The sequence below is a fragment of the Cupriavidus sp. GW821-FHT02F09 genome (genome assembly GCF_059421605.1).
Window position 1 is genome coordinate 1 of sequence record NZ_JBWKVH010000105.1, and the last position, 1022, is coordinate 1022.

1 protein-coding gene is annotated in these 1022 nt (G+C 64.9%); it reads left to right on the forward strand.

Translation table 11 applies throughout. From position 1 onward, the window contains the following. On the forward strand, positions 1-1006 hold a 1006-nt coding region (locus tag AC07XB_RS38945; protein WP_493688204.1), incomplete at its 5' end, for an IS5 family transposase. Positions 1007-1022 lie beyond the last annotated feature (16 nt).

Genomic DNA, 1022 nt, shown 5'->3' on the forward strand with positions numbered 1-1022 from the left:
GTTGGCCCAAGGCCTTGCCGAGCAAGGTGGCCCCAGGGTCAGCACAGTCACGCTGGCGGCGGCTTTGCGCCGCGCTGGATTGAAGCGAGTTGCGCAACCCAGCGCAGTACTCTATGCAAAGCCCAGTGAGCCCGCGCATTACGGCTACAGCGACTCTCATCGCCTGGAGCCGGCCGATCCTGGCAAGTACACCAGTTGCCTGACCGATGCTGAATGGGCGCTGGCGGCCAACCTGTTCGAACGGCCAGAGGGACATCGGGGACGACCTGCGGTGTACGAGAGGCGCCGCATGGTCGATGCGTGCTGCTACGTGCTGCGCACGGGCTGCTCCTGGCGCATGCTGCCGCGCGAGTCCTTTCCACCCTGGCCGGCCGTGCAAAAGGCCTTCCTGCGTTGGAGCGCGCAAGGCAAGTTCGAGCAGTTGCACGAGCGCCTGCGCCAGCAATGGCGCAGGCGCATCCAGCGCGAGGCCCAGCCCACAACCGCCATCATCGACTCACAGTCGACCCGGATCTCGCCGCAGGGGGCAGGCCAAGGATACGACGCGGGCAAGAAGGTCAAAGGGCGCAAGCGACATATCGTGGTGGACACGCTGGGGCTGTTGTTGGCGGTCTGCATTACCAGCGCTAGCGTGCAAGATCGCGACGCAGCGCCAACAGTGGTGGCTCAAGCTTGCGCCAAGGCCGGCACGTTGCAGCGGCTGTTTGCCGACTCGGCGTATGCGGGGCGCTGTGCCGCCGCCCTTGAGCAAGCTCACGGCCTGAATGTGCACATCGTGCGTCGTCCGCCCAAGGCTGGGCATTGGCACGATGCGCAGCAGTCCCTGTGGCCGCTGGATCAAACGTTCCCCACCTTGCCCATGCGCTGGGTGGTGGAGCGAACCCATGCCTGGAACGAACGCTCGCGCCGCCTGATCATGCATCATGATCGCAGCATCGCCAGCGCAACCGCCTGGGTCTGGCTATCTCAGGCACGTTTGCTCGTACGCCGATTGTCCAATGCCTGAATTTGTCCTCACCCTC